This is a genomic window from Magnetovibrio sp. (genome assembly GCF_036568125.1).
Lineage (GTDB): Bacteria > Pseudomonadota > Alphaproteobacteria > Rhodospirillales > Magnetovibrionaceae > Magnetovibrio.
In genome coordinates, this window is record NZ_DATCTF010000010.1 from 289,513 (window position 1) to 314,465 (window position 24,953).

The window sequence follows — 24,953 nt, forward strand, 5'->3', positions numbered from 1 at the left end:
TTTAAGACTTACCTGCCCGGTGGTGGCTTGACGTTCAGCAGCTTGGTGAGATCCGCAGCCCTTTGAAAGTAGTCTTTCGCGGCAGTGTGCATCGGCGCGGTCAAGCCTTTCTCGTTCATTTCCGTCGGAACCAAACTGAAAAATGCCGGGTGGGAAAACTTGAAATCGGTGAAATTGTTGAACAACGCCTGGAGCAGTTCCTTCACCACCCGATCGGGGGTTTTCGCAGATGCCACCAATGTCGCAGTGACGCCAAACGTGCGGGTGCTCAACGACGAGCCTGGATACGCCCGGCCGGGAATGCTCATCGCACTGTAATAGGGATAGGTCTTGACCAAATGCTCGACAACGGGGCCGTCAACATTGATCAAGATGGCATTGCAGGTTGTCAGGGTCTTTTTGATGTCTGGGTTGGGGTGCCCGACGGTCATCACCATGGCGTCGATTTCGTTTGTGCATAATGCAGCGGATTGCTCGTCAGAGGTCAGTTCCATGGCCGAGGCGAAGGCTTCTTTCTTCCAGCCTTTGGCGTGCATGACCAGTTCCATGCTGGTGCGCTGGCCGGAACCCGGATTGCCGATATTCACGCGCTTGCCCATAAGGTCATCGAGCACCCGGATGCCGGAATCCGTGCGTGCGATGATGGTGAAGGGTTCCGGGTAAAGTGACAGCACGGAACGCAACTTGGTGTCCGGACCCTTCTTTTTAAATGGTCCATATCCCTTCAAGGCGTAGTACTGCACATCCGACTGCACGATCGCGAAGTCGAAAGCCCCGGTGCGGACTTTTTGGGCATTTTCGACTGATCCTGCAGTTGTCTGGGCTGTGCAGTGGATGCCATGGCGACCTTCGTTCTTATTGATGAATTTACACAGCGACATACCCGCAGGGTAATAGACCCCCGCTGTGCCGCCGGTACCGATGGTGATGTTGACTTTTCGATTGGCGGCCTCGACATGTGCGGACAGCAAAAAACACAAGCTGAGAACGCATAAAGAAAGGCTTGAAAGAATGAAGCGGTGCGGTGATATCGATTGCTGTTTGAACACGGTGATCACCTATTCGATTGATGTTGTTAACCTAATCTGGTGTTTCTGATGTCGTTAGTCACCCATTAATTGTATATATTATTTTTAATATATTCACCGTCGTTTTGCAGCTTGGACCGTAGTTTCCAATGCGTTGAGAAAAGCCGAGCGGTCGGATTTTCCAAACGGTCGAGGGCCGCCGGTGATTTCACCGCTTTCACGCAAGTTGGCCATGAGTTCACGATTGGCCAAAGCCATGCCGATGCCGTCTTCGGTGAACCGTTCGCCGTTGGGTTTTAGGGCGAAGGCTTCTCTTTCCAGGCAACGTGCAGCAAGCGGGATGTCGTTGGTGATGCAGATATCGGCTTTGCCGATGTGCTCGGCGATCCAATCGTCGGCGGCGTCCGCGCCTTGGGCGACGATGACCAATTCCACCAATGGATTTTGGCTGGGGCGAATGCCGCCGTCGCTGACCATATAGGTCTTGAGGTTGTGGCGCGTTGCGACGCGCAGGGTTTCGTCCTTAACGGGGCAAGCGTCGGCGTCGATATAGATGTTTACCATATAGGTCTAATCCGTAGATCGCTGTTCTGAAGATGGCATGATATATACTATGATGTGATGCAATGGCTAACAACAGGTGCGGCCCGTTTTGAATATGAGCAACGAAGCGAGAACCAATGGTGGGGGCGGGAACGATGCCGCACCGCGACCGGTTTTGCCCGAACACGAAAAAAACAATCCGCCACCGGATGAGGCGAGCAATCCGAGCCCCGAGCAGCGTGCCGATTTTGTCGTCAAACGACTTGAGCAGTTTATCCGCGAAGGCCGCACCTTGTCCGAAGGGATGTCCTTGCGCCAATGGCAGGACATGGCGCGGTTTGAAATCGCCAACGCCGTTTCAGCGGCGGAAAATGCCGCGCGCGATGATGACAAAGTGACGCGCCGGGTGATGTTTACGCTCGCCGCCGCGTTGGTCACGGTGGGGTTTTGGGGTACGGTGTTTTCGTTCGATAAAGCGCCTTATCTTGTTGTCGCGTTTATCTTCACCATCACCGGTTTGATCACCCTGGCGATTGTCGGCGAATGGCGGTTCATGAAATACTTTCGCCGTCACCAGGCGCGCCAGCGGGAAAAATCCATGCGCCGCATCGAAGACCTGACCCGGCGCATCAAGCGCATGGAAAAGGAACTCGAAAAAGAAGCGGATACATTGCGCGATAAGCTCAAGCAGCAGGTCAAAGACAAACGCGCAGAACTTTCCAACCCGTCGAACACGTGAATGCCCTCATGAGCCAATATGATTTTTTCACCGCGCAACTGCGTTTCGCGGCCACCAAAACCGAACGCGTCAGTTCAGAGATCGATGATATGATGCAGGTGCTGACGTCCATCGCGAAACAAATCGATGACCGTGAAATGTTCGTAGTGGATGCTCGCAACGTTCGTTTGGGTGCACGCGCCCTCGCCGGAGTCGCAGGTTTTTTGCAACAACACATCCTGCCTGAAGTCGTCGCGGCAAAAAATAATGTCGGTGAACGACAAGTTCGGTGGACGATCGAAACAGCTATGTCATTGATGGCGACGATGATGACGCATGCGGAAATGACACACGATAAGGATCCGATCGAACTGACGTTGCCGGACGTGCCAAGGTCTTAAATATAATCTGATCACATATATTGAACTGTTTGAAAAACACCCCGGTTCGCATCCGCGGGCCGGGGTGTTATTTGTGCTTCAACGGTTGTCCGGTTGCGAGCGAACGATGCGCAAGCCGAACGACGTGATGCGATACGGACCGCCCTGTTTGGAGGCGATCAATTTGCGGTATCTCATACGCTGAAACAGTCGAAGAGAGAGCATTCCATAGCCATAGCCCTCACGTGTTATGCAGGATAACTCTTTGTTATTGCGATTGTATTTTATACATCCGCCTTGGGCGAGCAGGTGCAGAATGCGCTGCTCGGCGCGTGATATATCCATGAGATTGTGGTCCGAGACTAAGCGGCGCGTGCGCCGCAAAATGCACGTGAAATCATGCTCCGCACGATCAATGCGCAGTCGCGCACGGTGCGGGCTTGACGGTTGAGAAGACCGTTTTTTGATTTGTTCGCGGAAGATGTCTGACGCTTCCGCTTAACGTGCAAGCTCTGACATAAAGCCTCGGTTGATGTGATGTGTATTTATAACATCTCAAATGCGATCGGATCAATGTAAGACATCACGATACATTGGAAGCTGTTTATTTATGTGTGACGGTGCTCACGTCTATCTCTTCACAAATCATCAATAATTCAGCTATACCTTCTAAATCTGCTCGTAACTGTTTCGTTGCGAGCAAGCATGTCTTACTATTGGTGGAGACACGTCGCACATTCGTGGCGTATCGTGGGGATCGATCGGAACCAGGGGAGTAACTCAATTATGGCGAACCCGTCACTTACTGACGTTAAGGGCATTGGCCCGGCTGCTGCGGCAGCACTGAAAGCTAAACGTATTACCGTCGCAAAAATCGCAACCATGACTCCGGAAAAACTTTCCGAGACTCCGGGTATCGGTTTGGTGTCGGCAAAGAACATCATCGCAGCCGCAAGTGCTGCGCTCAAAGGCGGCGCAGCACCCGCAGCGAAAGCTCCGGCTAAGAAGGCTCCGGCCAAAAAGGCTCCGGCTAAGAAAGCTCCGGCTAAGAAAGCTCCGGCTGCGAAGAAGGCACCTGCTAAGAAAGCTCCGGCAGCAAAGAAGGCGCCTGCCAAGAAAGCTCCCGCAGCGAAAGCTCCGGCGAAGAAAGCACCTGCGAAGAAAGCCCCAGCCAAGAAAGCTCCGGCTGCTAAGAAGGCTCCGGCTAAGAAAGCGCCTGCGAAGAAGGCTCCGGCTGCAAAAGCACCTGCCAAGAAAGCTCCTGCGGCTAAGAAAGCTCCGGCTGCGAAGAAGGCACCTGCGAAGAAGGCTCCTGCTAAGAAGGCCCCGGCCAAGAAAGCTCCGGCTGCCAAGAAAGCACCTGCTCGGAAAGCTCCGGCACGCAAGGCCCCTGCTAAGAAGTAAGGGGCGCTCGACACATAAAAGCCGTCCAAGTTATAGGCTTGGGCGGCTTTTTTGCGTTTTGCCATTGGTCCATGTTTAAGGCGTGTCGTTGTTGTCGTTCTGCGATACTGGGACGGCCTGGGCGATGCGACTGGGCTTGCTGATCACATAGACGGCGCCAAACGCGATGAATGCCACGGCGGCGGCAATGGCCAGGGGCGGTGCGCCGCTGAACACCGTCACATAGATCAGACTGATGAGCATGCCGCCAAGCGCCGCGAGCTTGGCATGCACGGGGATAACCCGTTCACGGTCCCACTGTTGTAACGCCGGGCCGAATTTTTCGTGGGTGTAAAGCCATGTGTGCAAGTTGCGCGAACTGTTGGCGAAGGCCCACAAAGCCATGATCATAAATACGGTCGTCGGCATCACCGGCAAGAACGCACCGACCACGCCAAGGCAGAAGAACAACCAACCGAGACCGAGAAAGAGCACGCGCTTGCATGTCGGTGGTGGTGGGGCCGATTGCATATGGTGTATTCCCGCTTTTCTCATCCGTGATGAAAACTCAACGCCGTCCACGTTAAAAGCTCGGGTGCTGTGCGGCGTCATCAGACGTTATACAAATACGATGTGGCGATCGGGCGGTCTTGCATTGATAATGCCCGACGCATTGCCCACATATTCTAGCGGATTTTATGACTTAGGAGTACCCTTGAACGTGCAATCTTGCGATGACTGTCCCGGCTCCGTGAAATGTACCAGCGTGCATCTGCATCCCATCTTGGTGCGGGTGTTCGACCTTTATGTGAGTGGCGTGCGCGACAAATTCGACATTTTGTTTTCGCTCAACGATGACGATGAGGAGGCGCTTGAGCTGTGCGACGCCCAAGTGTCACGCGATTGTTGGACCAAGGCTGCGTTGCTGGCGATCGCCGAGGTCGTTGGACGTATTGGTGTCGAGGGAAGCGCGGATGAGGAACTCGAAGAACGCCTTTACGACGCCATTCGCACCGCCCGCGATGCGTTCCAACGGTTCCCCTGGCATCTGGAAGAATTGGTTGAACAGGCCCCGGCACTTTATGGCCTGATTCAAGAGCAATGTCCGTCACCGGAACTGTGCGACCGCGTATCCAAACGGGCGTTTTTGAAAGCGTGCAAGGACATCGTTTACGCCCGTTGAAGTTTGCCAACGGTGATATATCATCGCTCCACCCCTTGGGAGTGAAAAGCATGATCCACGGCCAACTCCAGAACCTGAACTTGATCCCCGCCATTGCCGCCATGGTCGACGAAATGACGGCTTGGCGGCGCGATTTGCACGCCCACCCGGAAACGGCTTACGAAGAAAATCGAACCGCTGCCATCGTCGCGGAGAAACTCAGGGCGTTCGGCCTCGAAGTGCATACCGGTTTGGCGAGAACAGGCGTGGTCGGCGTTTTGCGAAACGGTGACGGACCGTCGGTAGGCTTGCGGGCGGATATGGATGCCTTGAACATCGTTGAGCAAACGGGGCTGCCGTATGCTTCCACATACCCGGGCAAGATGCATGCCTGCGGCCATGATGGGCATACGACGATGCTGTTGGGTGCGGCCAAGCATTTGGCCGCCACGCGCGCATGCAAGGGCACGGTGGTGTTCATCTTTCAGCCTGCCGAAGAAGATGACGGCGGCGCGCAGGAAATGGTCGCCGATGGTTTGTTCGAAAAGTTTCCCGTCGATGCGGTTTACGGTCTGCACAACTGGCCGGGCATGGATCTGGGAACGATCGCGGTCAAGGCCGGTCCGATCATGGCGGCGTACGATTCCTTCGAAGCCGAAATCATCGGCCATGGCGCCCATGGCGGCATGCCGCATTTGGGTGTCGATCCCGTGGTGGCGGCGGCTCAGGTGATCAGTGCCTGGCAAAGTATCGTCAGCCGCAACATCGATCCGTATGATTCCGCAGTCATCTCCGTGACGCAGGTGAACGCCGGCGATACCTTTAACGTCATACCGGATGCGGTGCGTCTGAAAGGCGCGATCCGGTCGTTTAGTGCCGACGTGCGCGATCGTGTGTGGGACCGCATGGAGGGACTCGCCCAGGGCATTTGCACAGGGTTCGGTGCGCGGTTTGTGTGGGCGCTGCACAGCAGCTATCCCGCGACCATCAACACCGATACCGAAGCCGGATTGGCGGCCTTGGCGGCGGCGGAAGTGGTCGGCGCGCACAATGTCAACCATCACCCCGCGCCGAGCATGGGGGCCGAGGATTTCGCCTATATGCTCAACGAGCGCCCCGGCTGCTACGTATGGCTGGGTAATGGTCCTGGCACCGGCGGATGCATGCTGCACAACCCCAAATACGACTTCAATGACGAAGCGCTGGCCATCGGGGCGAGCTATTGGGTGCGATTGGTGGAAAACCTGCTTCCGGTTTAAGCGGGCCTAAAAAACCGGTTCAATGGTCTCGACATTGAAAATGGTGACCATCTCTGAGTGGACTTCAATTTCTCGTTCGACCGCTTGTCCCTGGAGAATTTGAACGGCCAGTTGAGCGCCTTCTTTGCCACTGGTGGGGTAGGTGAAGGTCGCGTTCTGTTCTCCTGCGCGGATGGCTTCACGAGCCTCGGGAATGTAGTCGATGCCGACAATCAGTTTGCTTTTGGGGTCGATATTCGCGGCTTTTAGCGCTAAGCGCGCACCGGTTGCCATGCTGTCGCTTTGCGCATAGATGGCGTCGAACGACAACCCCTCGTCGAGAACGGTCTCGACCACCTTGATGGCTTCCGATCGCAAATAATTCGCAGGCCTCACCGCGACCACTTTGATGTTTTGGTATTTGGCGATTTCATCCAAAAAACCTTCCGTGCGTTTGATTGCGGTGCTGGCAGTGGGGACGCCTTGCAGAACCAAGATCTTCCCGGCGCCGTTCAACTGCTCCGCCATGTATGTCGCCGCACGGCGTGCAATCTTATCGTCGTTGGGTGAGACGAAGGTGGTGTAATCGTTTGTGAGGATACGTCGTGTCAACAGCACCACGGGGATGCCCTGGGCACGCACGTTTGCGATCACGGGCGTCATGGCTGCCGTGTCCCGCGGGCTGACGATCAAAAGATCGATGCCGCGATCTATCATGTCTTCGATGTCTTGAATGTTCTTGGCGGTGTCGCCTTGGGCATCGGAATGCACGAACGTGTAGCCTGGGTGCATGCGTAGTTCAGCCTCGACTGCCATAACTTGAGCGCGCCGCCAATCATTGGCCATGTTGTCTTGGGGAAAGCCGACGATAAATGTTTTGTCCTGGGCCAAGGCCCAATTCATTGGCACACCAAAGGCGAACAACAGAACGAGTGCAATCAGGACGAAATCTTTCAATTTGATCGTCATGCATGAGCTCCATGGAAGAAATTGATGTCTGAAAATGTAATGCAAAGGTCGTGCCTTGCATATTGCCAATACCGATTAGATTGCAATTGTAAAATATATGTCAACTATGGGTATTTTCTGTCTGGGGTGAAATTTCGTTCCAGGCCGGTATGCTGAATTTAAACGTGGTGCCGTGGTTGGGGGCCGGGGCGCAGATGCTTTCAAAAGAAATGTTGCCGTCGTGCATTTCGACGATAGCCTTGGTAATCGAAAGGCCAAGGCCTGTGCCGCCCTTTTGATCGGATCGGGTTTGCGTTTGATCAGCCTGTGCGAAGCGCTCGAAAACGTGTGGGCGGAAGTTTTCCGGAATGCCGGCGCCACGGTCGGAGACAGATATCGTAACGGCGCTGCCGGTGCGTCTCGCACGAATAAGGACCTTAGACTCAGTGGGCGAAAATTTAATCGCATTGGAGATTAGGTTCGCCATGACCTGCGTGATGCGGCCCGGGTCAGCGTAAAGTTTAATGTTATCGACATCGCCTTCGACCGAAAGGGTGACCTTGTGGTTTTGAGCCAGCGTTTCGGTGACGTCCATCGCGCTTTGGAAGACTTCGGCCACAGATACGGGTTTAAATGCGAACGTCATCGAGCCATTGGCGATTTTTTCGATGTCCAGCAAATCGTCGATGAGCAGACCAAGCTTTTGGGCATTTTTGTCAGCGGTGGTGAGCATGGATTTCAACTGGTCGGGAAGCTCGCCCAGGACGCCGCCGACAGCCAGCCCCAAAGTGCCAGTGATGGACGTCAAAGGCGTGCGCAATTCATGACTGACCGTGGAAATCAGATCGCTTTTGGCGCGTTCCAGCAAATAGCGTTCGGTGATGTCTTGAACAGTGGCGCTGAGACGCGTGGCGACGGCGCCATCATATTGAATTTCACCGTGGTGCAGGACGTAACGCTCATTGCCGTTGGGCTGAACGATGCGATGTTCCATCTTAAAGCCGCTGCCGGTTTCGACCGCTGCATCAATGCGATGTTTGAGGCTGTCGGCGTCATCGGGGTGCACGCTCATCATTAAGGCTTCGAAGGTCGTGGACATGGTTTCGGGATGACGGTCCAAAATGAAATGAAGTTCGTCCGACAAGCTGATGACGTCTGATTGTAGGTCCCATTCCCAGTTGCCGATGTGAGCAATGCGCTGAGCGTTTTTGAGACTGGCTTGGCTTTCAATGAGGGACTTCTCACGTGCCAACACGGCGGCCGACATCTCTTGAAACGCGGAGGCCAGTTTGCCGAACTCATCCGCGCTTGTGAGGCCCTCCATGGCGCGGTGCTGGCCACGCCGCAAATTGTCAGCGCTCTCGACCAGATTTTCGATGGGATGTGTGATGAAGCGGTTGAGAAAAAACACGCCCACGGGAATGAGCGTCAGGCCGGTGGCGAACAAGACCAAGAGGACGGTGTTGCGAAAAGCGTTCAAGGTACTTTGCAAGGTGTCTTTGCGTTGAGTGAAAACGAAATAGAACGGTGGTCCCTTGCGTTTTTCCATGCGCACGGTGCCGACGTACAGGTTTTGTGTTGAAAACCAGATATGCGCGGTGCTGTGGTCCGGGGCGGGATTACCGTTGAGAACCATACGCGGCACATTATGGGCAATGATCATTGCGTCCAGTTCGTTCATTTCGACGCTTGGGTCATGATGTTCGGGAAACAAGATGCGTAAATTCATGCCCGTTGCGCGCGATAATGACCGGCTGAACGTGTCGCCTAAAGCCCGGCCGACAATGATCGCGCCGACTTGCTGAATCTGCCCGGTGGGACGTTTGCGCTCCATAGGGCGTGCCGTGCTGATCAGCAGACTGTTGTTTGTGGTGTGGTAAATTTGCGCATGTAACGACGGCGTGCGGTCCAGAGGGCTCAATTGGCGCATTACGGCGGCCATGTAGGCGTCATCCGTGGCGGTAAAGCCGCCTTGCGCATTTTGCACAAAGGGCACCATCTTTCCGTCTTGAAAGCTGACATAACCGGCGCCGTTTCCGCCCGCCGTGGGTGATAAATAAAATGCGGCCAGAACGCCCTTGGTATCGAACAAGGCGAGGGTGTCCATGCCCGTGGCGGTGGCGTGTTGCGCCAGTTCCAAGGCAATTTTGCTTTTTTCAATATCGAAGACGCTGGGTTGATAATTGTCGATGTCTTGGTAGCTGTTGATCATGCTCATCGATGAAATCAAATCGCCGCGCGCGGACAGGGTTTGCGAACTCTGATCGACCTGTTGGGCCTGCAGTTCAAGATCTTGGTGCAAAATATTGATGGCGTTGGAGACGGCCGAGCGGGCCTCTTCTTGGTGTAGTGCGCCGATTTGATACTCAAACAGCATCGCCATGACGGACAGGGTCAAAACGATTGACCCCAGCCAGATTAAGAGAAGCTTATGTTTGACTTTCAGCTTCAGCATGGACCGCGCCAGCCTTATTAGATAAAGGGCATAATTTTCAAAACTATAGCGGCTTATCGATTGCGAGGGTAGCCGTCACATTTCAGAGTAGGGATTAAAACGCTGCTGTTGGGCGTTGTCTTTGCGCTTGCCTATAATAATGTGCCCGGAAATCAGACATGAAACAGAGACCGACCCTATGGGTATCACTTCTTTCACTGTCGGCGGTGTTGCTGGCGGTGATCGCGTGGTCGACGATGAGCGCCATCGCGGCGCTTCCACCCGCACCCATCGGCGCTGTTGATGCGTTGAAAGGCAAGGGCTGGGGCAAAGGCGCCGTGGGCGGTCGCTACGACAAACTTGTCGGTGATCTGGTGGTTATGGACGAAGTTCTCGGCACCGGGCGAAATTCGAATATGAAGTTGACCTTCATCGACGGCACCACCATGAGCCTGGGTTCGGACGCCGAAATCATGGTCGATGAAATGGTGTATGACCCGAATGACGCCCAAGGTAATCGTGTCGTCTTGCACCTGGGCGTGGGGGCATTCTACTTCGTTTCGGGGCAGGTTGCGAAAGACAAAGTCACCATCATAACCCCGACCACGACCATCGGCATTCGCGGCACGGAACTTGTGATCAATGTGTCTCAAGACGGCAGCACTTCGGTCGGTGTTTCCAAGGGCCATGCCTTCATGGATTCACGTTCCGCAGGTGGTGGCCGCGCCGAAATCGAAGTCGGCAATACCGCGCGCAGCGATGCGAATGGGCGCGTCGGTAGAAGTTTTCCCGGCATCGACCTCACCGGCGACGACAACGTCGACCGTAATATTCCCGGCGTATCGGACTGGTACGACGCCCAGTCCGAAGAAGACGAGGACGGCAAATTTGGTGAGTTCACCGAGACCGAAGACGATGAGGAAGATGGCCGTGTGGGAGAAGATGAACACGGGAAGCAGAACAAAGACGATGAGTACGAAGATGGGAACTTCAATGGCATCGAAGACGAAGACGGTCAGGAACACACCTTAGATTTGGCCGCAAACGATGACGATGACGAAGGCCGTGACGATGGCAAAGAAAGTGATGACGGTGGCGAACGAGAGGGCAGTTCGGACAGTGACGACGGCGGGGGAGAGAGTGACGGCGGTTCAAATGCCGATGGTGGCGACGGTGGCGACGGTGGCGATGGTGACGATGGTGACGATGGTGATACCGATACGGGCGATGCCGATGGGGATGGCCAGGACGCCAGCGACGATGACAACGACGACAAAGCCTGACGGGTGCTAAAACCAAGTTCGGCATAAGGAAAGCCCCACGCCTTGCGGCGATGGGGCTTTCGTGTGTCCGAGAGAAGTGGAAGAGCTGTGCGTTAAGCAGCGAAGGCTTGCTTGGCTTCGCGGGCCGCGCGGGCGTCTTCGGCCGAATACGCTTTGCCGGACCAAAGCATTTCGTATGCGATTTCCTCATTGCCGTTTTCGCACAATTCCAGAACTTCGGCGAACAAGGGTTGGAATGTATCGCTCTTGTGCGACAATTCGTGATCTTCGAAAGAACGCCAGAAGGTGACGATCAAGGCTTCACGTTCTTTCAGCGGGCTTTCGACCGCTTGGCCGATGGTGCTGCCTTCATTGGAAACGGCGCCGGAATTCAGCATCACCAAACCGCCGAAGAAGCCGGTTTCCGAATGGTAGGTTTTGACGTTTTCACATAGAACGGCAACGCGTTCCTGTAAGTCGTCGGTATCGTACTCGGGCTTTAAAATGACGCGATTGACGGTGATCACGCCGTCGCTGGGGAAATCGGGGATGAAACCGGACATGTTGTGTCTCCTTTAATGGCCTTTTCATATTAGCAAGAGCTAATGTTAAAGGAGATGTGGTAATTCCGACTAATTTAGTCAAGTATGATCTGGAAATTTTTTGGTGACAAAATGCACCGACTTCTAGCTCTACTCGTAATCCAAGATCGTCAAATAGGCGCGCAAAGCCTGTTGGGGGGTGATCCCGGCTCTGTTCGCAGCGGCCTGTAAAGCTTCCGCTTCGGGCATGGCCGGAGCAAAAGCGACGCCTTGCTGACTGAGGGTCTCGATGAAGTTCAGAGCATTGGAAAGTGGAACGTCCAAGGATTGGGTCTTGGGGGGAAAGGCCCGTGCCGTGATGGCGTTGCTGGGGGGCGAAGAGGATGCCATCGGTAAGCTCCTTTGTAAGACGTTCCACTCTCGCCATAAACAAAGCAACGCCTGTGCCAACTTTTTGGCATGTTCGTAACTATATGATTTAAAACAATTTGCATCCGGGGATGTGCGCGGTCCTGCGTTGCGTTTTGAGAATATTTCAATACACATTCTATTTTGCAGCGCAGCAATTTGCATTTTGCAGCGCATCAGCCCTCTGGCATCTGCGTGGGAATCCGCTTACAAGCGGGTCTGCAACCAGATAAGGTTCCATCATGCCTCGTTTGCCCTTTGACCCGTATCGTTTTGCTTGGCCGATCGTGCGTATGCTCGATCCCGAAGTCGCTCATGGCTTGGCCGTGCGCGCGCTGGAAACTGGATTGGTGCCCACGCCGCCGCCGGTCGACGATGATGTCTTGAAGGTGCGCCTGTGGAACCTCCTCTTTCCCAATCCGGTTGGATTGGCGGCAGGCTTCGACAAGGACGCCCGCGTGTATGGGCAAATGCTCGATCAAGGCTTTGGGTTCGTCGAAGTAGGCTCGATCACCCCGCAGCCGCAACCCGGCAACCCCAAGCCACGCTTGTTCCGTCTGGAAAGCGATCACGCGGTGATCAACCGCATGGGCTTCAATTCCGAAGGCCACGCCGCGTCCGTGGCGCGTTTGCAGCACCGTGATCGCGCACGCGGCATCGTCGGCGTCAACTTGGGTAAAAACAAAAACACCGAAGACGCCGCAGCGGATTATGAAATCGGTGCGCGGACTTTCGCTCATCTTGCGGACTTCATGGTCATCAACGTTTCCAGTCCTAACACGCCGGGGCTGCGCGCCCTGCAAGGGGCGGAGGTGTTGCGCGACCTGCTGGTGCGCACGAAGGAAGCCCTGAGTGCGGGGGCGGCGGAGCACGGCGTCCAGCGTCCGCCGTTGTTGTTGAAGATCGCCCCCGACCTGACCGACGAAGATAAGGCCGACATCGCCCAAGTGTCATTGGATGTTGCTATCGATGGTCTGATCGTCACCAACACCACCATCGAACGCCCAGCCACGCTGACCAGCGTGCACAAAGGCGAGGGCGGTGGTTTGAGCGGCCGGCCGTTGTTCGAGGCCTCGACCCGCGTGCTGGGGGAAATGTACGCCGCCACCAAGGGCAAGATGGTCCTGGTAGGGGTCGGCGGGATCGAGAACGGCCGCGACGCGTATGAAAAAATCCTCGCCGGTGCATCGCTGGTCGAGCTTTATTCCGCGATGATCTATCACGGACCGGGCCTGGCGGCGCGGATCAACCGCGAGCTGGCTGAAATTCTCAAAGCCGATGGTTTCGCGTCCGTCCTGCACGCGGCCGGTCAGAAGGGCGCTTAGCGCTTAGACCATAAATTGTTCGCGCAGGATGCGTTCTTCCAGATTGTGCTCGGGATCGAACAGCAGCACCGGTGCGATGGTGCGGTCTTCGACGACGTCCACGCGGCGCACGTTGCGCACCGCCATGTCGTCGGCAACCGCGCTGACGGGGCGTTGCTTGGCGTCGAGCACTTCGAACGTGACCTTGGCTTCGGCAGGCAACAAAGCGCCGCGCCACTGTCGCGGGCGAAATGCGCTGATTGGGGTCAAGGCCAGCAGTTCCGCACCCAAGGGAATGATCGGGCCATTGGCCGATAGGTTGTAGGCGGTGCTGCCGGCGGCCGTCGACACCAAGGCACCGTCGCAGATCATTTCTTCCAGGCGCACGTGACCGTCCACCAAAATGCGCAACTTCGCCGCCAGTCGGGTGTAGCGCAGCAAAGACACTTCGTTGATGGCCAGGGCTTCGTGCTGTTTTCCGCGTGAATCCGTGGCGATCATGCGCAACGGATGCAGGGTGATCGGTTGCGCGCGCTGCAGACGCCGCATCAGTCCATTTGCGCGAAAGGCGTTCATCAAAAAGCCGACCGAGCCGCGGTTCATGCCGTAGATCGGCACATTGCGGTGCAGGTATTTGTGCAAGGTGCGCAACATGAACCCGTCGCCGCCCAGCACCACGATCACGTCGGCCTTGGACGGCGGGACGCTGGGGTAGCGTTCCTTGAGGCTTGCGAGAGCCTCTTGGGCTTGTTTTTGACGCGCCGCGACGAAGGCGACGGATTTGTATTTCATCGTGAGAGCATCCTGCTTGAGGGCTTCGGTTCGGTCGGGAGTATAACCCCGTCCGCCCTCAAATGCCCAGATTAAGGGGTACTTTTATTGGGAAACGAAACTTCGAGCACCACGCAGCCTTCATCGGTCTTGAACGGCCCATGGACTTCACCGGGCGGACGGCTGGCGTAATGCCCGGTTTCCAGCCACATGTCGAACGCCTGATCGTACAAACGGCCGCTGACGATGAAGATTTCTTCCGGGTAATCGTGGCTCTTGCCACCGAAATCCTGTGTGTCGGCGCCGGGGTGAAAGCGCGTCAGGCGGGTGTATTCACCGCTGTCGTCATCGATGCTCAAGGTTAGTTCTTCGGCGATGCCTTCAAGACCCGCAATGGGCTGCCAGGCGCCAGCGCTTTCCGCGAACAAGGGATTCCAATAGGTGGCGGTGGTTTTCGACATGGGCCGCATTCCTCGTTTTCAAGGTCGATGCAGCGAATGTGTGTGTTTCAGGCGCGTGCGTCAACCACCTGTGACGCTCATATGGCGTTTCAGCGCCGGGCCGTCGTTGCCCGGTTCGATGACGAATTCGTGGCCCTTGGGCTTGAGGTGCAAGGCCTGATCGATGGCCGCGTTGAGTTTGCCGAGCGTCGCATCGGCGCGCAACGCGGCGCGCAAGTCCACGGCGCTGTCTTGGCCCAGGCACATATACAAGGTGCCGGTACAGGTCAGCCGCATGCGGTTGCAGCTGTCGCAGAAATGATCGCTGAGCGGGGTGATGAAGCCGACCTTTTGCCCGGTTTCGGCCACGGTCATGTATTTCGACGGCCCCCCGGTGGTGTGATCGGACGGGCTCAGCGTCCAGTCCGCTTCCAGGCGGGCGCGAACTTCCGTCAACGGCAGGTACTGGTCGCTGCGGTTGCCGCCGATTTCGCCCAGCGGCATGGTTTCGATCATGGTCATGTCGAAACCATGCGTGCCGCACCAACCCAACATGTCGCTCAACTCGTCTTCGTTGAATGCCTTCAAGGCGACGGTGTTGATCTTGACCTTAAGCCCGGCGTCCTTGGCCGCTTCCAAGCCCTCGATCACTTGGTTGAGATTGCCGCGCCGGGTGATTTCGGCGAATTTTTCCGGATTAAGAGAGTCCACGGAGACATTGATGCGTTCCACCCCCAGGCGTTTGATCTCATGGGCGTGCTTGGCCAGTTGGCTGCCGTTGGTGGTCAGGGTGATTTCATCCAGCAAGCCGCTGTCTTTGTGTTCGCTCAGCCGGGCGATTAGTTCCATAATGCCGCGCCGGACCAAGGGCTCGCCGCCGGTCAGACGGATTTTGCGCACGCCGCGTTCAATGAACGTCGAACACACTTGGTCGAGTTCTTCGATGGACAACAAATCCTTGCGCGGCAGGAACTGCATCTCTTCGGACATGCAGTAAAAGCAACGAAAATCGCATCGGTCGGTGACCGAAACGCGCAGATAGGTGATGTGCCGTCCAAATGTGTCTTGCATGGCTTTCTTTGTTGTCCATAAGCGTTGTGTCCAATTGGATATAACGCTTATGGATTCATAGCGCTTTTTTGCGGCGATGTCGTCGTCATTTTCAGTAGGGTTATTGCCGATCAATGCGCCTTAACGGCTGTGCTTGGGGTCGCGGCGCGGCCCTTCGCCGCGGTTCCACCACAACAGTTCGCCCTTGACGAAGGCTTGCGCCAGGTCGTTTTCGGGATTTTCGAAAAACCGTGCGGCGGCAGACTGTTCCAACAGGCGTCCGCGATGCATGAACAGAACCTCGTCGCCCAAACGCTTGGCTTGACCCAAATCGTGGGTGGTCATGACGATTTTGGTGCCTTGGCGGTGCAACGTTTCGATCAGTTCCTCGATCTGGTGGGTGGCACTGGGGTCCAGGCTGGCGGTCGGCTCGTCGAGAAACAGAATCTGCGGCCGCAACGCCCAAGCCCGGGCGATGGCGAGGCGTTGTTGCTCACCGAACGACAGCACGTGCGCGGGCGCATCGGCTTGGCGGGTGAGGCCGGTTTTGATCAACACGTCGTCGATGATGGCGGCGCGTTGCGATTTCGCGACGTGGCGCAGCGATAAGGCATAGTCGATATTGGCGCGGGCGCTTCTGCGCAGCATCACCGGGCGCTGGAACACCATGGCTTGGGCCTTGGCGGCCCGGGCCGTGTCGACCGCCCACGTGATGCGTCCTTCGCTGGGCTTGAGCAAACCGTGACACAGTCGCAGCAGAAGGCTTTTGCCCGCGCCGTTGGGGCCGATGACCATGGTGCGCGTGCCGGCGCTGAATTCAAGGTTGAGATCCTTGATCAGCGGAATGCCCTCACGCCCGCGATACCAGACGGCGTCGAGTTTCAAGGGGAGAATTGTCGTGGCGGAGATCATGCGCGGGCCTTGCGTTCGCGGTGATTGGTGAACAGTTGTGCGGCGGCACCGATGGCGATGGATAGGCTCAGCAACACGATGCCCAACGCCAACGCCAGCGCCAAGTCGCCTTTGCTGACTTCCAAGGCGATGGTCGTGGTCATCACGCGGGTGACGTGATCGATGTTGCCGCCGACCATCATCACCGCACCAACCTCGGCCATGGCGCGGCCGAAACCGGCCAGTACGGCGGTAAGCAGGCTGAAGCGCCCATCGATGATCAGCGTAGGCAACGCGCGCAATCGCGTCGCGCCCAAACTCGTCAGCTGGTCGGCATAGGTGTTCCACAAATCTTCGATCACTTGACGGGTCAGCGCGGCGACGATCGGGGTGACCAATAGCACCTGGGCGATGATCATCGCCGCCGGGGTGTAGAGCAATCCGAAAACGCCCAGTGGACCGGCGCGCGACAGGGTCAGATAGACCAACAGCCCCACCACCACCGGCGGTAGGCCCATCATGGCATTGAGCGAAATCTGGATCGCGCCGCGACCAGGGAATCTGAGCAGCGCGACGGCCGCGCCCAACGGTATGCCGACAATTGCGGCGATGCATACGGCGCTCAAGCTCACATGAAGCGACAGTCCGACGATTTCCGCCAGATCGCTGTCGAGGGTGAGGATCAGCATCAACGCGGTCGAGAACGCGTCAGTGATTTCGATCATCTGTGCGAAACCTTAAATTCTCAATGAGGCGAGCAGCTTATCACGCTTGTTTCGATGCGAAACCCCTTAGCAATCATCGTTGAGCTTATCGTAGCCGACGTGCGAATGGGGGCTCATGGGGGTGAAAAAATGCTACACTAAGGTATGAGAAAAGGCGCCGCAAGAGCGCCGGATGTGTCTGCGTGTGCATTGAAAAAAGGGATGAGAGCCATGTTACCGATGATTTTCCGCGCGCCTGCCGATGAGTTTGCAAGCGGTTCCGATGCGATGATCGGTGGCGAAGAGTTGTTCGTACAGGCCACCGAAGGCGAAGTGGTCCTGCCCGACGGCTTCAATCCCGCCGAAGCCGCGTTTGAACGGATCGGTCCCGATTTGATGTTGACCGCGCCGGACGGCACCCAAGTTCTGGTCGCCGATTTCTTCATGATGGAAACACCGCCCGACTTGCTCAGCACCTTGGGTGCGCGCGTTGTCGGCGGGTTGGCCGTGCGCTTGGCAGGCTCTGCCGCGCCGGGCATGGTCGCGGGCGAGTTCCCCGAAACCGGTGAAGTGATCGGGCGCGTTACGGACATCAACGGCGAAGTGACGGTGATCCGCGCCGACGGCACGCGCGCGACGCTGCAAAACGGCGATGCGGTGTTGCAGGGCGACATCTTGGAAACCAGCGCCGAAGGTGCTATCGGCATTTTGCTGGCCGATGGCGCGTCGCTGTCGATGGGCGCGAACGCCCGCATGGTGTTGGACGAAATGGTCTACGACCCCGGCACGCAGGAAGGTTCCATCGCGCTGTCGGTGATGAAGGGTATCTTCACCATGGTCTCGGGCGAAGTCGCCAAGGTCGATCCCGAAGCGATGCTGATCCACACCCCGGTGGCGACCATCGGTATTCGCGGTACGCAAATCGGCTTGGACCTCAGCAACGGTCGCGATCTGAGTTTGGTGATGATGGAAGAAGCCGACGGTTTCGTCGGTGAAGTTATGATCGTCAACGCCGGTGGCGCGATGACGCTGAACGAAGCTTATCATGCCGTCACGATCAGTTCTTTCGACGCACCGCCAATGGCAGCGCCGATGTATACGCACGATGACGTGATCAATACGTTCGGCGGCGCGCTGTCCCACTTGCCGATGGGCAATGCCAACGCGAACGATTACGGATTGCGCGCCGCGTTCGGCGCCGACCTGGCCGATTTTGAAACGGCGGCCGGGACTGCCGGGGCTGAAGAGCCGGTGAGCGAAGAAGGTTTGGCCACGTTCGAGGCTGAAGCTGAAGAGGTGATCTCTCCTGATACGGAAATCGCGGCCGAAGGCTTGGCCGATTTCGATATGGTTGCAGCAGAAGTCTCTGAGGAGGGACAAGAGCCGAGCGGCGAATTCGTCACGGACGCCGGGGACGTCTTGACGGCGGAAGAATTGGCCAGCGAAGCCGCGGTTGTGTTCGGCGAGGAACTCAAACCGCTTGAACCTGAAGAACATGTTGTTGCACCGCAATCCGAGGGGGGGGCACCGGTCGCACCTGAACCGGCTGCCGAGCCCGCGACGGAGACCGTGGAACCGGTCGTCGCGCCGGTCCTCCCGCCCGAACCCGTTAACGTTGCGCCTGTCGCCGAACCCGGCACGATGATCGTCGCCGAAGACAACGTCTTCAGCGGTCAATTGTCGGCATCCGATTTGGAAGGCGGTAAGCTGACTTTCGATTTGGCCGATGACGGCGCACCGTCCAACGGTACGGTCACCATCAATCCCGACGGTACCTTCACATATACGCCCAATGCCGACTTTGGCGGCAGCGACAGTTTTACCTACATGGTTACGGACGATGCCGGTGCGATGGCGATGGCCACCGTCAGCGTCACGATCACCCCCGTCGCCGACGTGCCGCAGCTCGCGGTCGCCGACGTTTCAGGCGTTGAAGACAGCGCCATCGCCTTGACGCTTGCCGCGGTCATGCCTTCGGGCACTACGGAAACGGTGGCGTCTCTCACCATCAGCGGCGTCCCCGAGGGCGCAAGCCTGTCCGCCGGCACCGACAACGGTGACGGCACCTGGACCTTGAGCCCCGATCAGCTTTCCGGCCTGAATTTGACGCCGCCCCAAGACTACAGCGGCACCATCGCCTTGGCCCTCAGCGCCACCTCGACAGACGGCGCGACGGCGTTGCGCAATTTCACGCTGCACGTTGGCCCGGTCGCGGATCAACCGCAACTGGCGGTCGTTGACGCCAGCGGCGCCGAAGACAGCGCCATCGCGTTGACCATCGCGGCGGCGATGCCTGGCGGCACGGGTGAAACGATTGACAATGTGGTGCTCAGCGGCCTCCCCGAAGGCGCGTTTTTGAGCGCCGGTACCGACAATGGCGACGGCACCTGGACGCTCAGCCCCGGCGAATTGAGCGGCCTGACCCTGATCCCGCCGATGGATTACAACGGCGCATTTAACCTTGGCGTCAGCGTCACGTCGAGTGACGGCGGCGTCAGTTCCGACACCTTCGCCGTTACCGTCAATCCGGTCGCCGATGCACCCGTCATCGCGGCTGCGGATGTGAGCGGCGCGGAAGACGGCGCGATTGCCTTGACCCTGGCGGCCGCCATGCCCGCGGGCACTTCGGAAACCATCGATTATGTGACCGTGGTGGGGGTGCCCGACGGTGCGGTCCTGTCGGCCGGTACCGACAACGGCAACGGCACGTGGACGCTGAGCCCGGATCAACTGGCTTATCTGAGCTTGACCCCGCCCGCCGATTACAACGGCACCTTCAACCTTGGCTTGGTCGCGGTTTCGACGGACGGCAGCACGTCGACCGGTAATTTCAACGTCGCCGTCGAACCGTCCGCCGACGTGCCGCAATTGGCCGTGGCGGATGCCTACGGCGTGGAAGACGGCGCGATCGCGTTGACCTTGGCCGCCACCATGGCCGCCGACACCACCGAAACACTGGACACCATCACCATCACCGGCGTGCCAGATGGCGCAAGCCTGAGCGCCGGCATGGACAACGGCGACGGCACGTGGACGCTGTCCCCGAATCAATTGACCGGTCTGACGTTGACGCCGCCGGTTGATTACAACGGCACCTTCAGCCTGGGGGTGGTGGCGACGTCATCGGACGGCGGCACGGCAAGCGGTAGTTTGGCCGTCGAGGTCGAACCGTCCGCCGATCTGCCGCAGTTGGCGGTGGCCGATGCTCTGGGCGTGGAAGACGGCACCATCGCGTTGACCTTTAGCGCGAGCATGCCCGCCGACACCACCGAAACGCTGGACACCATCACCATCGAAGGTGTGCCCGATGGCGCAAGTTTGAGCGCCGGCACAGACAATGGCGACGGCACCTGGACGCTGACGCCCGAACAGATGAGTGGCCTGACCTTGACGCCGCCGCAGGACTACCACGGCACGTTTGCGCTCAACATCGTCGCAGTATCCACCGATGGCAGTGCGGCGACCAGTCCGCTGGGCGTCACCGTGACGCCGGTCGCCGACACACCGGTGATCGCGTTGGCCGATGTCAGCGGTGCCGAAGACAGCACCATCGCGTTGACGATCGCAACCTCCATGCCCGGCGGCACATCAGAGACGGTGGACAGCATCACCATTTCCGGCGTGCCGGACGGTGCCATGTTGAACACCGGTACCGATAACGGCGACGGCACTTGGACCTTGAGCCCCGATCAACTTGCGGGCTTGACCCTGACCCCGCCGCAAGACTTCAACGGCGTGATCGACATCGGCGTCAGCGTGACGTCGAGCGATGGCGGCGTTTCGACGGACAGCTTCGCCGTCAGCGTCAATCCGGTCGCCGACTTGCCTGTGCTCGCCGTCGCCGACGTCAGCGGCAGCGAAGATGCGACCATCGCGCTGACCTTGGCCGCGAGCATGCCGGCCGACACCAGTGAAACGGTTGACACCATCACCATCACGGGCGTGCCCGACGGCGCTGTGCTGTCGGCGGGTACCGACAACAACGACGGCACCTGGACCTTGAGCCCCGATGAGCTCGCGGGCCTGACCTTGACGCCGCCTACGGATTACAACGGGACGCTGAGCCTCGGCGTGATCGCGACCTCCACCGATGGCGCGACCACCAGCGGCAATTTCGACATCGTCGTCGAACCGTTGGCCGACGTACCGCAATTGGCCGTGGCGGATGCAGTCGGTGCGGAAGACGGCACCATTGCTTTGACCCTGGCCGCGAGCATGCCGGCCGATACCACCGAAGCGGTATACACCATCACCATCGAAGGGGTGCCTGACGGCGCAAGCCTCAACGCGGGCTTGGACAACGGTGATGGAACGTGGACCTTGACCCCCGATTTGATCGACGGTTTGACGTTGAGCCCGCCTCAAGATTTCAACGGCACGATCAACCTGACCGTCATCGCGATCTCGACCGACGGCGGCACGGCGACGGCCCCCTTGGGCGTGACGGTGACACCGATCGCCGATACGCCGATCATCGCGGTGGCCGACGCCATCGGGTCCGAGGACAGTTCCATCACGCTAGCCATTGCCGCGAGCATGCCGGGCGATACTACCGAAACGATCGACAGCGTCGTCATTAGCGGCGTTCCAGTCGGAGCGGTGTTGAGCGCTGGCACCGACAATGGCGACGGCACCTGGACGCTGTACGGTTTCGAGTTGGATGGCTTGACCATCACGCCGCCGCAAGACTTCAACGGCGTGTTCGATCTCGGCGTCAGTGTGATTTCCACCGACGGCAGCGTCAGCAGCGATAGCTTGTCGGTGAACGTCGGATCCGTCAGCGACATACCGGTGATCGCGGTTGGCGACGTGGCGGGTGCCGAAGACAACGCCATTGCCTTGACCATCGCCGCGAGCATGCCGGCGGGCACGACGGAGACGCTGGAGAGTCTCGCCATTTCCGGCATTCCCGATGGTGCGAGCTTAAGTGCTGGCACTGATAATGGCGACGGCAGTTGGAGCGTCTCGGCGGAAGACCTTGCGGGCTTGAGCCTGACGCCGCCCGCGAACTACAGCGGTGTTATCTCGCTAAACGTGACGGCGGTGTCGTCCGATGGCGGTACGGCGACCACAACGTTTAACGCTGCGGTCGCGCCGGTGGCCGACGTGCCGGTGCTGCAAGTGTCCGATGTGGTGGTGACCATCGAAGCACCCCCGGGTGAGGTGATCGACGGAACACCAAGTGCCGATGAAATTTACGGCACCATGGGGTCCGACGTCATTGATGGCGGCAGCGGTCATGACGTGATCTATGGCGACAGCGAAGGTGCGCCCGAAGATGACGGCAAGGGCGGTGGCAAAGGCGATGACAAATGGGATGATGGCAAAGGCGATGACAAATGGGATGATGGTAAAGGCGATGACAAATGGGATGACGACGACCACGGTCACGGCCATGGTTACGGCCACGGCCATGACGAAGGCGGTGGTGAAGAAGGCGGTGGCGAGCTTCCCGGCTCGACCGAGCCGATCGTCATCGCACTGGATGTCGATGCCGCGTTGACCGACATCGATGGTTCCGAAGCCTTGAGCATCGAGATTTCAAACGTACCCGACGGTGGCGTATTGAGCCTCGGCACCGATAACGGCGACGGCACGTGGTCCTTGTTGGCGGACGATTTGGACAATCTCGACGACCTGACCTTGACCTTGCCCGCCGGCAGCGATCTGGAAAACTTCGAGCTTGGCGTCAGCGCATCGGCGAGCGAGTTGGCAACCGGTGAAACCGCCACCACCACGGCAACCATCGACGTGACGTTCGACGGCGGCACGGGCGGTGGCGACGATTACATCGACGGTGGCGCAGGCAGCGACGAAATCTATGGCGGCGGCGGCGATGATACGATCATCGGCGGCACCGGTGCTGATCAGTTGTACGGCGAATCCGGCGACGACACCATCAGCGGCGATGAAGGGGCCGACTATATCGACGGCGGCGCCGGGGACGATATCCTTTCCGGCGGCGCCGGTGCGGATGAGTTCGTCTTCCATGCCGGCGACGGAGACGACATCGTGCTCGACCTTGGCCATCAAGACGTGCTGCGTTTCGAAGGTCAGGAATTCAATATGGACGATTTCATCTTGCAATCGGATGGCGAGAACGACGTCACCACCATCACCTTCGGTGCGGATACCGGGGTGTCGGTGACGTTGAACGACGTTTATGTCGAAGACACCAGCAGCTATACGGTCACCCAAGATGGCGACTCGATCGTCGTGACGTTCGACAAAGACAGCACGGATCAAGGTTAGGACGCGGCGAAGGCCTCAATCCCTGTCGCCTAGTCCCCTGTAGCCTAGTCCTTGGCGTAAGGATTGTGGCCTTTGCGCACCACCACGCGCAGCGGCACACCCCACAAATCGAAATCCTCGCGGATCGCGTTGGACATATAGCGCACGTACGATTCTGGCAGGCCCTTGGCGTGACTGACGAACAACGCAAAGGTTGGCGGACGGGTCTTGGGCTGGGTCATGTAACGCACCTTCACCCGTCGTCCCCCGATCAGCGGCGGCTGGTGATGCTCGAGAATATGCTCCAGCCAGCGATTCAGCTTGGCAGTAGAAACGCGCCGGTTCCACACTTCGAAGACATCCAAAACGGCATCGAGGATTTTGTCGAGATTGCGCCCGGTCTTGGCTGACACGGTGACGATGGGAATGCCGCGCACCTGGGGCAGGGACGTCTGCAAGCGGTCATGCAGTTTGTCCAAGGCTTCCTTGGTGTTTTTGATCAAGTCCCATTTGTTGACGACGATGATCAGCGCGCGGCCTTCTTCGATGATGTTGCGCGCGATGGTCAGGTCCTGTTTTTCCAGCATGTCGCGGGCATCCAGCACCAACGCCACCACTTGGGCGAAGTCGATGGCACGGCGTGTTTCGGCGCCGGACAGGGCCTCGACCTTTTCGGTAACCTTGGCGCGGCGGCGCAAGCCGGCGGTGTCGACCAAGTTGATCTCGCGGCCTTTGTATTGCCACGGCACCAGGATGGAATCGCGCGTGATGCCCGCTTCGGGGCCGGTGAGCAGACGTTCTTCGCCCAACAGCTTGTTGATCAAAGTTGATTTGCCGACGTTGGGGCGGCCGACGATGGCCAACTGAAGCGGGCGGTTAAGCACCGCTTCGTCGTCGTCTTCTTCACCGCTGTCTTGTGGTGGTAGCTCGTCGTTTCGCTTGCGCTTTTCCCAGGCCTCTTTTTCGCTCGCCGCATCGGCATACGGGCGCAGCGCTTCGTACAGGTCGACCAGGCCTTGACCGTGTTCCGCCGAAAGCGGCACCGGTTCGCCCAGTCCCAAAGCATAGGATTCCAGCAAGCCCGGTTGGCCGGCCGCGCCCTCGCATTTGTTGGCGACCAGGATCACCGGGGTGTCGTGACGACGCAGCCAGTTGGCGAAGTGCTCGTCGATGGGGGTCGGCCCGGTGCGCGCATCGATCATCATTAAACCGACGTCGGCTTCCAAAAAAGCCGCTTCGGTCTGTTGGCGCATGCGTGATTCCAGGCTGTCGTCGTGCACGTCTTCCAAACCTGCGGTGTCGATGACCTTGAAGTGCAAATCGCTGAGCGTGGCATCGCCTTCGCGGCGGTCGCGGGTGACGCCCGGCATGTCGTCGACGATCGCCACCCGCTTGCCGACCAAGCGGTTGAACAGCGTCGATTTGCCCACGTTGGGGCGGCCAATGATGGCGACGGTAAGGCTCATAATTTTTTGGTCCATGCGCGCCGCGGCGCGCTCAAAATTCAACACGCTCC

Annotated in this window: 22 protein-coding genes; 8 read left to right on the plus strand and 14 right to left on the minus strand. The window is 58.1% G+C overall.

Features of this window, described 5'->3' with window-relative positions:
* Positions 1-8 precede the first annotated feature (8 nt).
* Together VIN96_RS06100 and VIN96_RS06105 are read right to left on the minus strand one after the other, a co-directional pair.
* The gene (locus VIN96_RS06100) at positions 9-1,058 is read right to left on the minus strand and encodes a TAXI family TRAP transporter solute-binding subunit (RefSeq protein ID WP_331894681.1); all 1,050 of its coding nucleotides are present in this window, start codon (positions 1,056-1,058) and stop codon (positions 9-11) included.
* An 84-nt stretch (positions 1,059-1,142) separates the two neighbouring features.
* On the minus strand, positions 1,143-1,592 hold the full coding sequence (locus VIN96_RS06105) for a YaiI/YqxD family protein (protein ID WP_331894683.1): 450 nt from the start codon (positions 1,590-1,592) through the stop codon (positions 1,143-1,145).
* 94 nt (positions 1,593-1,686) lie between these two features.
* Between VIN96_RS06105 and VIN96_RS06110 the strand changes: the two genes are divergently transcribed.
* Together VIN96_RS06110 and VIN96_RS06115 are read left to right on the plus strand one after the other, a co-directional pair.
* Entirely contained in the window at positions 1,687-2,310 is a 624-nt protein-coding gene (locus VIN96_RS06110; RefSeq protein WP_331894685.1) for a hypothetical protein, read from the plus strand.
* An 8-nt stretch (positions 2,311-2,318) separates the two neighbouring features.
* Entirely contained in the window at positions 2,319-2,690 is a 372-nt protein-coding gene (locus tag VIN96_RS06115; protein ID WP_331894686.1) for a hypothetical protein, read from the plus strand.
* 78 nt (positions 2,691-2,768) lie between these two features.
* On the opposite strand, the gene VIN96_RS06120 is transcribed toward VIN96_RS06115, so the two are convergent.
* Positions 2,769-3,014, minus strand: coding sequence for a YjhX family toxin (locus tag VIN96_RS06120; RefSeq protein ID WP_331894688.1), 246 nt, complete (start codon positions 3,012-3,014; stop codon positions 2,769-2,771).
* 441 nt (positions 3,015-3,455) lie between these two features.
* Here VIN96_RS06120 and VIN96_RS06125 point away from each other — a divergent pair, with 441 nt between their 5' ends.
* A complete protein-coding gene (locus tag VIN96_RS06125; protein WP_331894690.1) occupies positions 3,456-4,073 on the plus strand; it encodes a helix-hairpin-helix domain-containing protein in 618 nt (205 codons plus the stop codon).
* 75 nt (positions 4,074-4,148) lie between these two features.
* Here VIN96_RS06125 and VIN96_RS06130 read toward each other — a convergent pair whose 3' ends face one another.
* Positions 4,149-4,583: a YbaN family protein gene (locus tag VIN96_RS06130; RefSeq protein ID WP_331894692.1), complete on the minus strand. Its 435-nt coding sequence runs from the start codon at positions 4,581-4,583 to the stop codon at positions 4,149-4,151.
* Between the two features lie 184 nt (positions 4,584-4,767).
* Here VIN96_RS06130 and VIN96_RS06135 point away from each other — a divergent pair, with 184 nt between their 5' ends.
* Both VIN96_RS06135 and VIN96_RS06140 read left to right on the plus strand, forming a co-directional pair.
* Positions 4,768-5,235: a hypothetical protein gene (locus VIN96_RS06135; RefSeq protein WP_331894694.1), complete on the plus strand. Its 468-nt coding sequence runs from the start codon at positions 4,768-4,770 to the stop codon at positions 5,233-5,235.
* 50 nt (positions 5,236-5,285) lie between these two features.
* On the plus strand, positions 5,286-6,473 hold the full coding sequence (locus VIN96_RS06140; protein ID WP_331894696.1) for a M20 aminoacylase family protein: 1,188 nt from the start codon (positions 5,286-5,288) through the stop codon (positions 6,471-6,473).
* Positions 6,474-6,479: 6 nt separating this feature from the next.
* Here VIN96_RS06140 and VIN96_RS06145 read toward each other — a convergent pair whose 3' ends face one another.
* The gene (locus tag VIN96_RS06145; protein ID WP_331894698.1) at positions 6,480-7,421 is read right to left on the minus strand and encodes a substrate-binding domain-containing protein; all 942 of its coding nucleotides are present in this window, start codon (positions 7,419-7,421) and stop codon (positions 6,480-6,482) included.
* Between the two features lie 100 nt (positions 7,422-7,521).
* Positions 7,522-9,855: a HAMP domain-containing sensor histidine kinase gene (locus VIN96_RS06150; RefSeq protein ID WP_331894700.1), complete on the minus strand. Its 2,334-nt coding sequence runs from the start codon at positions 9,853-9,855 to the stop codon at positions 7,522-7,524.
* 158 nt (positions 9,856-10,013) lie between these two features.
* On the opposite strand from VIN96_RS06150, the gene VIN96_RS06155 reads away from it, so the two are divergent.
* Positions 10,014-11,117: a FecR domain-containing protein gene (locus VIN96_RS06155; protein ID WP_331894702.1), complete on the plus strand. Its 1,104-nt coding sequence runs from the start codon at positions 10,014-10,016 to the stop codon at positions 11,115-11,117.
* A gap of 92 nt (positions 11,118-11,209) precedes the next feature.
* Here VIN96_RS06155 and VIN96_RS06160 read toward each other — a convergent pair whose 3' ends face one another.
* The gene (locus VIN96_RS06160; protein ID WP_331894704.1) at positions 11,210-11,659 is read right to left on the minus strand and encodes a ligand-binding protein SH3; all 450 of its coding nucleotides are present in this window, start codon (positions 11,657-11,659) and stop codon (positions 11,210-11,212) included.
* Between the two features lie 129 nt (positions 11,660-11,788).
* Complete coding sequence (locus VIN96_RS06165) at positions 11,789-12,028, minus strand: hypothetical protein (protein ID WP_331894705.1); 240 nt, start codon at positions 12,026-12,028, stop codon at positions 11,789-11,791.
* Positions 12,029-12,288: 260 nt separating this feature from the next.
* Between VIN96_RS06165 and VIN96_RS06170 the strand changes: the two genes are divergently transcribed.
* Positions 12,289-13,371 (plus strand): quinone-dependent dihydroorotate dehydrogenase, encoded by a 1,083-nt coding sequence (locus VIN96_RS06170; RefSeq protein ID WP_331894706.1) that lies wholly within the window; start codon positions 12,289-12,291, stop codon positions 13,369-13,371.
* A 3-nt stretch (positions 13,372-13,374) separates the two neighbouring features.
* On the opposite strand, the gene VIN96_RS06175 is transcribed toward VIN96_RS06170, so the two are convergent.
* The 5 genes from VIN96_RS06175 to VIN96_RS06195 all read right to left on the minus strand — a co-directional run bounded on the left by VIN96_RS06175 (position 13,375) and on the right by VIN96_RS06195 (position 17,227).
* Positions 13,375-14,142, minus strand: coding sequence for an NAD kinase (locus tag VIN96_RS06175; RefSeq protein WP_331894707.1), 768 nt, complete (start codon positions 14,140-14,142; stop codon positions 13,375-13,377).
* Between the two features lie 71 nt (positions 14,143-14,213).
* On the minus strand, positions 14,214-14,582 hold the full coding sequence (locus VIN96_RS06180) for a cupin domain-containing protein (protein ID WP_331894708.1): 369 nt from the start codon (positions 14,580-14,582) through the stop codon (positions 14,214-14,216).
* Between the two features lie 60 nt (positions 14,583-14,642).
* Positions 14,643-15,632 carry a GTP 3',8-cyclase MoaA gene (gene moaA, locus VIN96_RS06185; RefSeq protein ID WP_331894710.1) on the minus strand — a complete coding sequence of 330 codons (990 nt, stop codon included), beginning with the start codon at positions 15,630-15,632 and terminating at the stop codon, positions 14,643-14,645.
* A 120-nt stretch (positions 15,633-15,752) separates the two neighbouring features.
* Positions 15,753-16,523, minus strand: a complete 771-nt coding sequence (locus VIN96_RS06190) for an ATP-binding cassette domain-containing protein (RefSeq protein WP_331894712.1) — start codon at positions 16,521-16,523, stop codon at positions 15,753-15,755.
* The gene (locus VIN96_RS06195; RefSeq protein ID WP_331894714.1) at positions 16,520-17,227 is read right to left on the minus strand and encodes an ABC transporter permease; all 708 of its coding nucleotides are present in this window, start codon (positions 17,225-17,227) and stop codon (positions 16,520-16,522) included. The genes VIN96_RS06190 and VIN96_RS06195 overlap by 4 nt, the downstream gene beginning before the upstream one ends.
* 210 nt (positions 17,228-17,437) lie before the next feature.
* On the opposite strand from VIN96_RS06195, the gene VIN96_RS06200 reads away from it, so the two are divergent.
* Positions 17,438-23,458 carry a tandem-95 repeat protein gene (locus VIN96_RS06200; RefSeq protein ID WP_331894715.1) on the plus strand — a complete coding sequence of 2,007 codons (6,021 nt, stop codon included), beginning with the start codon at positions 17,438-17,440 and terminating at the stop codon, positions 23,456-23,458.
* Between the two features lie 44 nt (positions 23,459-23,502).
* Here the strand turns inward: VIN96_RS06200 and der are convergent, their stop codons facing one another.
* Positions 23,503-24,903 carry a ribosome biogenesis GTPase Der gene (gene der / locus VIN96_RS06205; RefSeq protein ID WP_331894716.1) on the minus strand — a complete coding sequence of 467 codons (1,401 nt, stop codon included), beginning with the start codon at positions 24,901-24,903 and terminating at the stop codon, positions 23,503-23,505.
* Positions 24,904-24,953: the final 50 nt, after the last annotated feature.

Excerpts from the sequence above, each read along its gene's own strand:
- VIN96_RS06105 (WP_331894683.1), bottom strand. The coding sequence starts at position 1,592 with ATGGTAAACATCTATATCGACGCCGACGCTTGCCCCGTTAAGGACGAA.
- VIN96_RS06110 (WP_331894685.1), top strand. The coding sequence starts at position 1,687 with ATGAGCAACGAAGCGAGAACCAATGGTGGGGGCGGGAACGATGCCGCA.
- VIN96_RS06115 (WP_331894686.1), top strand. The coding sequence starts at position 2,319 with ATGAGCCAATATGATTTTTTCACCGCGCAACTGCGTTTCGCGGCCACC.
- VIN96_RS06120 (WP_331894688.1), bottom strand. The coding sequence starts at position 3,014 with ATGGATATATCACGCGCCGAGCAGCGCATTCTGCACCTGCTCGCCCAA.
- VIN96_RS06125 (WP_331894690.1), top strand. The coding sequence starts at position 3,456 with ATGGCGAACCCGTCACTTACTGACGTTAAGGGCATTGGCCCGGCTGCT.
- VIN96_RS06130 (WP_331894692.1), bottom strand. The coding sequence starts at position 4,583 with ATGCAATCGGCCCCACCACCACCGACATGCAAGCGCGTGCTCTTTCTC.
- VIN96_RS06140 (WP_331894696.1), top strand. The coding sequence starts at position 5,286 with ATGATCCACGGCCAACTCCAGAACCTGAACTTGATCCCCGCCATTGCC.
- VIN96_RS06145 (WP_331894698.1), bottom strand. The coding sequence starts at position 7,421 with ATGACGATCAAATTGAAAGATTTCGTCCTGATTGCACTCGTTCTGTTG.
- VIN96_RS06150 (WP_331894700.1), bottom strand. The coding sequence starts at position 9,855 with ATGCTGAAGCTGAAAGTCAAACATAAGCTTCTCTTAATCTGGCTGGGG.
- VIN96_RS06155 (WP_331894702.1), top strand. The coding sequence starts at position 10,014 with ATGAAACAGAGACCGACCCTATGGGTATCACTTCTTTCACTGTCGGCG.
- VIN96_RS06160 (WP_331894704.1), bottom strand. The coding sequence starts at position 11,659 with ATGTCCGGTTTCATCCCCGATTTCCCCAGCGACGGCGTGATCACCGTC.
- VIN96_RS06165 (WP_331894705.1), bottom strand. The coding sequence starts at position 12,028 with ATGGCATCCTCTTCGCCCCCCAGCAACGCCATCACGGCACGGGCCTTT.
- VIN96_RS06170 (WP_331894706.1), top strand. The coding sequence starts at position 12,289 with ATGCCTCGTTTGCCCTTTGACCCGTATCGTTTTGCTTGGCCGATCGTG.
- VIN96_RS06175 (WP_331894707.1), bottom strand. The coding sequence starts at position 14,142 with ATGAAATACAAATCCGTCGCCTTCGTCGCGGCGCGTCAAAAACAAGCC.
- VIN96_RS06180 (WP_331894708.1), bottom strand. The coding sequence starts at position 14,582 with ATGTCGAAAACCACCGCCACCTATTGGAATCCCTTGTTCGCGGAAAGC.
- moaA (WP_331894710.1), bottom strand. The coding sequence starts at position 15,632 with ATGCAAGACACATTTGGACGGCACATCACCTATCTGCGCGTTTCGGTC.
- VIN96_RS06190 (WP_331894712.1), bottom strand. The coding sequence starts at position 16,523 with ATGATCTCCGCCACGACAATTCTCCCCTTGAAACTCGACGCCGTCTGG.
- VIN96_RS06195 (WP_331894714.1), bottom strand. The coding sequence starts at position 17,227 with ATGATCGAAATCACTGACGCGTTCTCGACCGCGTTGATGCTGATCCTC.
- VIN96_RS06200 (WP_331894715.1), top strand. The coding sequence starts at position 17,438 with ATGTTACCGATGATTTTCCGCGCGCCTGCCGATGAGTTTGCAAGCGGT.
- der (WP_331894716.1), bottom strand. The coding sequence starts at position 24,903 with ATGAGCCTTACCGTCGCCATCATTGGCCGCCCCAACGTGGGCAAATCG.